Genomic DNA, 8,817 nt, shown 5'->3' with positions numbered 1-8,817 from the left:
CAGAGTGACGAGCATGAGGCCTGGTTCATGCGCATCGACACACTATGACGATAAAGGGGCCTGGCTCACGCATCTCGATACAGAGCGACGAGCACGAGGCATGGCTGCACGATGGCGATAACGGAACCTGGCTCACGCATCTCGATACAGAGCGACGAGCACTAGGCCTGGCTGCACGATGGCGATAACGGAACCTGGCTCACATATCTCGATACAGAGTGACGAGCACGAGGCCTGGCTGCCCGATGGTGATAACGGAACCTGGCTCACGCATCTCGATACAGAGTGACGAGCATGAGGCCTGGTTCATGCGCATCGACACACTATGACGATAAAGGGGCCTGGCTCACGCATCTCGATACAGAGCGACGAGCACTAGGCATGGCTGCACGATGGCGATAACGGAACCTGGCTCACAAATGCGGTACAGAGGAGTGCTATGGGTACATCAAGCTGTGATGAGAATGACATTTTAGTTTCAATAGCGATTGGTATAGTGACAAGAATATCTGTGAGGAGAATCCCATGAGTGGAACCCATTACAAGCATGTGCTGGTCGCAATCGACCTGTCGGAAGACAACCGCAAGGTGATTGAGAAGGCGGTCGATCGGGCCATCTCCAACGGTGCCAAGCTGTCGGTGATCCATGTCGATGTCGACCTCAAGGATCTCTACACCGAGATGATAGATATCGACATCGACAATGTGCAGGATCAGGTGATCGCCGAGGCCAAGGAGAAGCTGGAAGCCTTCCTGGCGCCGGTGGAGTACCCCATCGAGAAGAAGCTGGTGATCTGCGGCGACCTGAGCGAGCGGGTCAATCAGGCGGTACGTGACTATGACATCGACCTGCTGGTCTGTGGCCATCGTCAGAGCTTCTGGAGCCTGCTGACCTCCAGTGCCCGCCAGCTGATGAACACAGTGCCTTGCGACCTGCTGGTCGTGCCCTTGCAGAAGTGATGGAACAGGCGTAGCTTGAGTCGCCATGAACATGACCGCCTTCAACAAAGATTACTGGTGGTGCTGCTCCTAAACAGGCGGCACCGCTTTTCTATGTAAGATTTCCCAAAGAAAACACAGTGGCCGCCGAGAGGCGGTCATTGTATTTGTGTCCTTTGTCGCCTCCCGGCCCACCCCAGACTGGAGAGAGTGACATGCAAACCCCCATCATACTCACGGGCGACAGGCCCACCGGCAAACTGCACATAGGCCACTATGTCGGATCCCTGCGCCAACGGGTGCAGGCGCAACAGACCCACCGCCAGTTCGTGATGATTGCCGACTTGCAGGCACTGACCGACAACAGCCATGACCCGGCCAAGGTCACCGGCAACGTGCTGGAGGTGATGGCCGACTATCTGGCCGCCGGGCTGGATCCCGCCAAGACGACCTTCTGCCTGCAGAGTGCCCTGCCCGCCCTCCCCGAGCTGACCGGTTACTACCTCAATCTGGTCAGCGTCGCCCGCCTCGAGCGCAACCCCACCGTCAAGGCGGAGATCCAGCAAAAAGGCTTTGAGCGCAGCCTGCCTGCCGGCTTCCTGGTCTATCCGGTCAGTCAGGCGGCCGACATCACCGCATTTCGGGCCACTCATGTGCCGGTCGGTGAGGATCAGCTGCCCATGCTGGAGCAGACCAACGAGATAGTGCGTCGCTTCAACGGTCTGGTCGGGAGAGAGGTGCTGACCGAGTGCCAACCCATCTTGAGCGACACCGGCCGCCTGCCCGGTATCGACGGCAAGGCCAAGATGTCCAAGTCCCTCGGCAATACCATAGAACTCGGCATGTCCGAGGCGGAGATCAAGCAGGCAGTCCATGGCATGTATACCGACCCCAATCACCTCAGGCTGAGCGATCCGGGTCAGGTCGAAGGGAATACGGTGTTCACCTATCTGGATGCCTTCCACCCGGACAAGGCACTGGTGGCCGAGATGAAGGCGCACTACCGGCGCGGTGGCCTGGGGGACATGCGCTGCAAGCAGGTGCTGAACGACTGCCTGCAAAGCCTGCTTGCTCCCATGCGACTGCGCAGGCAGCAGGCCATGAGCGAACGGGGCGAACTGCTCACGCTGCTGCGCCAGGGCACCGAGCAGGCGCGCACCGTCACGGACAGGGTGCTGGGAGAAGTGAAGCGGGCCATGGGCCTCAACTACTTCGACTAAGCGCCACCGGGCCCTCGCCCCCTGCCACTCAGCCCCCGGTGGTGCACCCGGGGGCAAGGGGGTGGCTATCCGCCGAGGGAGGTCAGGCCATAGCGCCCCTCGGCCAGGGCATGCAGCTCCCCCTTGAACCAGCGGATCGCCTCGTCATGGGCGCTCAGGGGGTGGCCCGCCATCAGGTAGACGATGGGGATGGCCGGTTCGAGTTGATGGAGTTGCAGCGGATAATCGCGACTAAAGTCACGGCCTATCATCTCGGGCACCACCACCAGATAACGCCGGGTCGCCATCAACTGGGGCACCGCCATGAAGCTTGGCAACCTGACCCCCAGCTCCCGCTCCACCCCGAACCGGGCCAGCCAGAGATCCACCATCGCCTGGCTGTGGCCCCAGCTCGAGGTATGGATATGGGGCTTGCTCACCAGCTCCCTCGGCCCCAACCGCTCGGGCAGGCCGCTGTCCATGGGGGAGAGACAAACCAGGGGATTGCTGAACCAGTCCTCACGCCACAAGCGGGGCGAGAGGTGATCGGCCCCGGCAAAACCCACCACCAGATCCAGCTCCCCCTTCTCCAGTTCACGCTCGTAGTCGCTGGCCGCCAGCTCGCACACCTCCAGCCGGCAGTGGGGAGCAAGCCGATGAAGCCGTTCGACCATGGCGGGAACCAGACCATGCTCCACCGAGCCCGGCAGCGCCATGCGAAATACCCGGCGGGCGCTGGCGGGGTCGAACCCCTTGGCCTGACGCAAGCCCTGCTCCAGCATGGCCAGGGCCTGGCGTACCGGCCCGGCCAGGGCCTTGGCCCGCTCGGTCGGCATCATCTCGCGCCGGCTCATGACGAAGAGGGGATCATCCAGCGCCTGACGCAGTCGGCCCAGGGCATGACTGACGGTGGATTGGGAGAGGTGGAGCCGTTCGGCGGCCCGGGTGACGTTGCGCTCCTGCATCAACACATCGAACAGGGTGAGCAGGTTGAGATCGAGCCGGGCGAGGGAGAGTTCCATCGATATTGACCATAGGCAAATGCCAACAATTCATTTTCTACATAGTAACAGAGTCCCTAGAATGCGCTCATTCATTGCATCATCGACAACGAGACAAGACATGCGTAGTTATCTGTTACTGCTGGCCATCGGCCTGCTGTGGGGTTCCCAGTTCATCTTCATGCACCAGGCCGTGGCCGAAATGCCGCCGATCCTGGTCGCCGCCGGGCGTGCCCTGTGTGGCAGCCTGACCCTGGGGCTGCTCTGTCTGTTCATGCGACTCAAGAGCGAACACACCCCCTGGCGCACCTACATGTTGATCGCCCTGCTCGATGCCACCATCCCCTTCATCATGGTGGCCTGGGGCCAGCAGTATGTGGACAGCGCCATCGCCGCCGTGGTGATGGGTTGCATCCCCTTCGTCACCATCCTGATGGCGCCGCTGTTTATCTCGGGTGAAAAAATCACCAAGAGCGGTCTGCTCTCCGTGGTGGTGGGCTTCATCGGCGTGCTGGTGCTGTTCTGGCCAAAACTGTCCGGTGGCATGAATGCCGGTCTGGTGGGCGCCGTGGCGATCCTGTTCGGAGCCAGCTGCTTCGCCATCGGCCTGCTGATGATCAAGCGCTTCGCCAAGGATCACCCGGTGGTGGTGGCCCGTAACATTCTCATCTCCTCGGCCATTCAACTGCTGATCGCCGCCCCCTTCCTGATCGATCTCGACAGCCTGACCCTGCCGAGCCAACAGGCTACCATCGCCGTGGTGGTGCTGGGCATCTTCTGTACCGGTCTGGTCTACTTCCTCTATATGGCATTGATCCAGAAGGCAGGCCCGACCTTCGCCTCCTTCAGCAACTATCTGGTGCCCCTGTTTGGGGTGGTGCTGGGTGCCCTGTTCCTCGGTGAGCAGATCCACTCCACCACCGGTGTCGCCCTGATGCTGATCCTGGGCTCGGTCGCCATGAACCAGTGGGCCCAGCAGCGTCGCAATCGCCGGGAAAGCCTGTGTCAGGCATCCTGACCTCCCTGTGTGGCGGTCTGGTGCTGATTGCCGGCTGGCAGTACCGCCACAAGCTGGCAGGGCTCGTCGGCCTCTTGATGGTGCTGCTGCCCTGGCTGTTTGACAGCCGCCTGCAGGCCATCCTGAGCCAGGTCATCAAGGCCTGACACTCGGCGGCCCCTCAAGATATTGTCTCCAACCGGCGCTTGCGCCGGTTTTTGTTATGGCGGCGATGCCCCCTCCATCAGGTGATAGCGGTAATCGAGACGCTCGTTCTTGCGGGGCCCCTGGATCTGCCAGCTCAGCCGGAAGCCGGCTGCCTCCTCCACCAGCTCGGCGCTGTAGTGATCCTGGCCGCACAGGTGGGGCTCATGGGTCTGCCAGCGGCCCGCCACCGGCCGCAACTCGAACAGCAGTACCGGGCTCTGGTAGCGCAAGTGGGAGAGGCTGATCCCCGCCGGGGTACGCTGCCACCAGAAGCGGTTCGTCATGGTCAGCACCTTGCCGTGAGGAGTCTGATAGCGGCCCTGCTCGTCAAACAGCCAGCCCCCTTGGTGATCGGTCACCTGCACCCTGCCCTCGCCGCGCCCCGTCCAGTCGGTGGCGGAGCCCGCCCCGTTACTCCCCTCGAACGCAAATGCGCCTATCTGTGGCAACCGCTGCCATAAACGCTGGATCACAGCTTCCATCTCGGCCATCATAGCGCCCTCAAAATTGACAACTGACGATAAATCAAACACATGAACTACTTGATAGGGGTTACCCTGCTCTGGTCCTTCTCCTTCAGCCTGATCGGTGTCTACCTCGCCGGTCAGGTGGATGCCTACTTCTCGGTGCTAACCCGCATCCTGCTCGCCAGTCTGGTGTTTCTGCCCTTCCTGCGTAAACGCTGGCTGCGACCCGATCTGGCTCTCAAGCTGATGGGGCTCGGCGCCATTCAGCTCGGCCTGATGTACCTCTTCTACTACCACTCCTTCCTGCTGCTGACGGTGCCTGAGGTACTGGTATTTACCATCTTTACCCCTCTCTACGTCACCCTGATCCACGATCTGCTGGAGCGGCGCTTCAAGCCGAGTTATCTGGGGGCGGCCGCACTGGCGGTACTGGGCGCGGCCGTCATCCGCTTCGATGGTCTGACCGAGAGCTATCTGCTGGGCTTCCTGGTGGTGCAGGGGGCCAACCTCTGTTTCGCCCTGGGGCAGGTGGGTTACAAGGTGCTGATGGCCCGTGAAGCGCAGCAACCGCCACAACATGCGGTGTTTGGCTGCTTCTATCTGGGGGCCCTGGCTATCGCCCTGCCCGCCTGGTGGCTGCTCGGCAAACCGCAATATCCCAGCACCGGCCTGCAGTGGGGCATCTTGCTCTGGCTGGGAGTGGTGGCATCCGGGTTGGGTTACTTCCTGTGGAACAAGGGCGCCACCCTGGTCAGCAGCGGCGTGCTGGCCATCATGAACAACGCCCTGATCCCGGCGGGTCTGCTGGTCAACTTGCTGCTGTGGGGACGAGAGACGGACCTGCCGCGCCTCGCCCTTGGCGGCCTGCTGATGCTGGCCTCGCTCTGGCTGTGCCGACCCGGGAAACTGGATCGCGCCTGATCCCGCTTGGGAGGCGCTCTTCATGGAGCGCCTCCCGAACCCGGGGCAGAGCCTGCTAGCCGATGACCTGGTTGTGCTCCTGACGGGCTTGACCGTGGCAGGAGGCGAGCCGGGCCAGCAGATGATCGATCTGCTCCCCCGGTTGATGCTGCACCAATCCGATGCTGACGGTGACTGGTCGCTCCGGCAGCAGGCTGGCATCGGCAATTTCGAGGCGCAGCCGTTCGGCGATCTCCAGGGCATCCAGCCGCTCGATGCCCGGCAGCATCAGGATGAAGGTATCGTCATCCCAGCGGGCGAAGGGGTCATCCTTGCGCAGTTCGTGACGCACGATACGCGCCAGTTTGGCCAGCATGGTGTCGCAATCGGCTTCGCCAAACAGCTGCAATATCTTGGCTCTGTGATCCACGGTGAGTTGCAGCAGGCAGAAGGCGCTCGCTTGGCCGAGGCGTTCGTTGAGCCTCTGCTCGAAATAACCGCGGCTCTCGAGCCCGGTCAGGGGATCCGTGCCCTGTTGCTCCGCCACCGGGGAGTGGGAGTGGCGGCAACGACGCACCACCCCAAGCAGCGAGCCGTCCGGCTGGCGCTGGGCTCGCTCATCGAGGCGAATATAGTGGCCATCATGGTGCAGGATGCGATAGTCCAGACGCAGCGAGTCCCGACCATGCAGACAGGCGGCGAAGGCTTCGAGCACCCGCGCCATGTCATCCGGGTGTATCCGTGCCAGCCAGCTCATCTCATCCAGATTGTCTTGGGTGAGGCCGAGCAACGCCAGGCAGGAGGGATCCCGCGCCATGGTCTGCGGCTGCGACCAGCGCCAGACGCCGGCATCCATCAGTTGCATGGCATCCGCCATCAGGGAACTATCCAGCCGGGTCACTGTGTCCGCTAGCGGAGCCTTCAGTACATCCATCAAACGCCTCTAAACCGTGAAACTTGTCGTGAACCCCAATAAGTAGCATCGGGGCAAGGGATCGGCAATCCGCATCGGGGAGTTTGTGATGAAAAAGACGCGTCAGCTCGGAAGGGCAAGCGACCCTCAGCCGGGACCGCACCTCAAGCCTCACCGAGGCTAGCCCCGATAGCCCTGCATCAGGGTCTGCCAGTTCTCCGGCACGAAGTGGAAGCTGGTATGCAGCTGGGCTTCTTTATTGAAAGAGCGCAGCAATCGCTCCAGATTGGCCTGCTGCCAGCTGCCTGGCGCACGGATGGCCCCCTTGTCAAAATCGATCACCCACACCTTGTCCGCCTTGTCGAGCAGCAGATTGTGGCTGTTGAGATCCGCGTGATAGACACCGGCATCGTGCAGCTGGCGTATCGTCTGACCCACCCGCAACCAGATGTCGGCAGCGACAGAACCCCGTTTGAGCAGGGCCACCAGATCCTTGGCACCACGAATGCGCTCGATCAGGATGTCGGCCCGGTAGAAGGGGCCCTGCTTGACCATGCGTGCCCCGAACGGCCTGGGCACCGGCAACCCTTGACGGCTCAGGGTCTCCAGCAGGCTGAACTCGGCCATGGCACGGCTCGATTCCACCCCCTCGAACCAGAAGCGATCCCGCACCACCCGGCCCACCATGCCGCCGCGATAGTAGTGGCGCAGCACCAGATGGCAGGACTCCTCCTTCACGAACCAGGTCACCCCCCGGCCGATGGCCGAGCCCACCACCTTGCCCTGGTTCTGCCACCAGAGGGGATCGAATAGCCTGGGCGAAGGATGGTTGAAGAGGTCATCGGCAAACCAGCACACCTGGTTCTTGTCGGTTTGAATTTGCATCTGGTGGGTTCCGGGCAGTCATTGGCCGCAATTTTACAATCCATGATGGAGTTTGCATAATGCCATTCATCGATTTCCCATCTATTGCGCCACATCATGCTGCCGTTCCAAACGCCACCCTCTTCAATCTGTATATTGCGGCTCTCCGCCATTGGTGATTGCTGCCACGCACTGGCGCTGGTGCGGGTCATTCAGCGGGAGTGGCCGGACACCCGCATCACCTGGGTCATCGGCAAGCTGGAGGCGGGGCTCTTTGCCGACTTGCCCGGTGTCGAGGTGATCCCCTTCGACAAGGGTCAGGGCTGGCGTGGCTACCGCGCCCTCTGGCAGCAGCTGCAAGGCCGAAAATTCGACGCCCTGCTGCATCTGCAGGCCGCCCTGCGCGCCAGCATCGCCACCCTCGGCATCCGCGCCGACGTCAAACTGGGTTTCGATCGGGAGCGTGCCAACGATGGTCAATGGCTGTTTACCAATCACAAGGTGCCCTCGCCAGCCTCCCCTCATGTGCTGGACGGCTTCCTCGCCTTCGCCCGCGAGCTGGGCATCAAGGATCTGACCCCGGACTGGCAGCTACCCATAGCCCCTGAACATCAGGCCTGGGCCAAGGCGCAGATTGCCGGGCAACCGACCCTGCTCATCTGTGCCGCCGCCAGCAAACCGTTCAAGAACTGGACCGCGGCTGGCTATGCCGCCCTGGCGGATCATGCCCACCGCCAGGGCATGCGAGTGCTGCTGTGCGGCGGGCCGGCCAAGCTGGAGCGGGATCTCGCGGCTGAGATACGGCGCCTGAGCCAGAGCAAGCCGGTCGACCTGGTCGGCCAGACCAACCTCAAGCAGTTGCTGGCATTGATCAAGGAAGCGAGTCTGGTACTCGCCCCCGATACCGGCCCCACCCACATGGCGACCCTGGTCGGCACCCCCGTCATCGGCCTCTATGCCCATCACAATCCGGCCCGCACCGGCCCCTATCTGTGCCACGACTATGTGGTCAGCGTCTATCAGGAGCTGATCGAGCAGGAGACCGGCAAACCGCTGAGCGAGCTGAGCTGGCGCACCCGGCTCAAAGACCCGGACGCCATGGCCAAGCTGCCGGTCGAGCGAGTGATCGCCCGCTTCGACCAGTGGTGGCAAGCGGGGGAGGAAGCGGGCAATCCATCGAAAATCCCGAGCAGTCAGCGAGAGATAACCTGATAGTCTCCCGAGTATTTCCTCGCCAGAATAGCCGCTGCGTAGAGGCAACTCTCGCAGCAAGCTACGAATCCTTTGATCGGCTGGAATATGATTCCGGCCGTTTTTTTATCTGCGGTCA

Annotated in this window: 10 protein-coding genes; 6 read left to right on the top strand and 4 right to left on the bottom strand. The window is 62.0% G+C overall.

Annotated features, from left to right (window positions below; translation table 11 throughout):
* Positions 1-525 precede the first annotated feature (525 nt).
* Together M2367_RS16770 and trpS are read left to right on the top strand one after the other, a co-directional pair.
* Positions 526-960 carry a universal stress protein gene (locus tag M2367_RS16770; RefSeq protein WP_042041199.1) on the top strand — a complete coding sequence of 145 codons (435 nt, stop codon included), beginning with the start codon at positions 526-528 and terminating at the stop codon, positions 958-960.
* A gap of 194 nt (positions 961-1,154) precedes the next feature.
* Positions 1,155-2,159: a tryptophan--tRNA ligase gene (trpS, locus tag M2367_RS16765; RefSeq protein ID WP_042041201.1), complete on the top strand. Its 1,005-nt coding sequence runs from the start codon at positions 1,155-1,157 to the stop codon at positions 2,157-2,159.
* A 65-nt stretch (positions 2,160-2,224) separates the two neighbouring features.
* On the opposite strand, the gene M2367_RS16760 is transcribed toward trpS, so the two are convergent.
* Positions 2,225-3,160: a LysR family transcriptional regulator gene (locus M2367_RS16760; RefSeq protein WP_042041203.1), complete on the bottom strand. Its 936-nt coding sequence runs from the start codon at positions 3,158-3,160 to the stop codon at positions 2,225-2,227.
* 100 nt (positions 3,161-3,260) lie between these two features.
* Here M2367_RS16760 and M2367_RS16755 point away from each other — a divergent pair, with 100 nt between their 5' ends.
* Positions 3,261-4,157, top strand: coding sequence for a DMT family transporter (locus tag M2367_RS16755; protein ID WP_042041205.1), 897 nt, complete (start codon positions 3,261-3,263; stop codon positions 4,155-4,157).
* Complete coding sequence (locus M2367_RS16750) at positions 4,142-4,303, top strand: hypothetical protein (RefSeq protein WP_157013944.1); 162 nt, start codon at positions 4,142-4,144, stop codon at positions 4,301-4,303. Before M2367_RS16755 ends, M2367_RS16750 begins: the two co-directional genes overlap by 16 nt.
* 54 nt (positions 4,304-4,357) lie before the next feature.
* Here M2367_RS16750 and M2367_RS16745 read toward each other — a convergent pair whose 3' ends face one another.
* On the bottom strand, positions 4,358-4,834 hold the full coding sequence (locus M2367_RS16745; RefSeq protein WP_042041221.1) for a DUF6314 family protein: 477 nt from the start codon (positions 4,832-4,834) through the stop codon (positions 4,358-4,360).
* A gap of 42 nt (positions 4,835-4,876) precedes the next feature.
* On the opposite strand from M2367_RS16745, the gene M2367_RS16740 reads away from it, so the two are divergent.
* On the top strand, positions 4,877-5,731 hold the full coding sequence (locus M2367_RS16740) for a carboxylate/amino acid/amine transporter (RefSeq protein ID WP_259237321.1): 855 nt from the start codon (positions 4,877-4,879) through the stop codon (positions 5,729-5,731).
* A 55-nt stretch (positions 5,732-5,786) separates the two neighbouring features.
* On the opposite strand, the gene M2367_RS16735 is transcribed toward M2367_RS16740, so the two are convergent.
* Complete coding sequence (locus M2367_RS16735) at positions 5,787-6,644, bottom strand: sensor domain-containing diguanylate cyclase (RefSeq protein ID WP_259237320.1); 858 nt, start codon at positions 6,642-6,644, stop codon at positions 5,787-5,789.
* Positions 6,645-6,803: 159 nt separating this feature from the next.
* Positions 6,804-7,508, bottom strand: coding sequence for a 3-deoxy-D-manno-octulosonic acid kinase (locus tag M2367_RS16730; protein ID WP_259237319.1), 705 nt, complete (start codon positions 7,506-7,508; stop codon positions 6,804-6,806).
* Between the two features lie 84 nt (positions 7,509-7,592).
* Between M2367_RS16730 and M2367_RS16725 the strand changes: the two genes are divergently transcribed.
* Positions 7,593-8,699, top strand: a complete 1,107-nt coding sequence (locus tag M2367_RS16725; RefSeq protein ID WP_259237318.1) for a glycosyltransferase family 9 protein — start codon at positions 7,593-7,595, stop codon at positions 8,697-8,699.
* The last annotated feature ends 118 nt before the right edge of the window (positions 8,700-8,817 follow it).

The organism is Aeromonas sp. BIGb0445 (assembly GCF_024809075.1).
Classification (GTDB): domain Bacteria; phylum Pseudomonadota; class Gammaproteobacteria; order Enterobacterales; family Aeromonadaceae; genus Aeromonas; species Aeromonas rivuli.
This window is presented reverse-complemented; position numbering and strand designations above follow the sequence as displayed.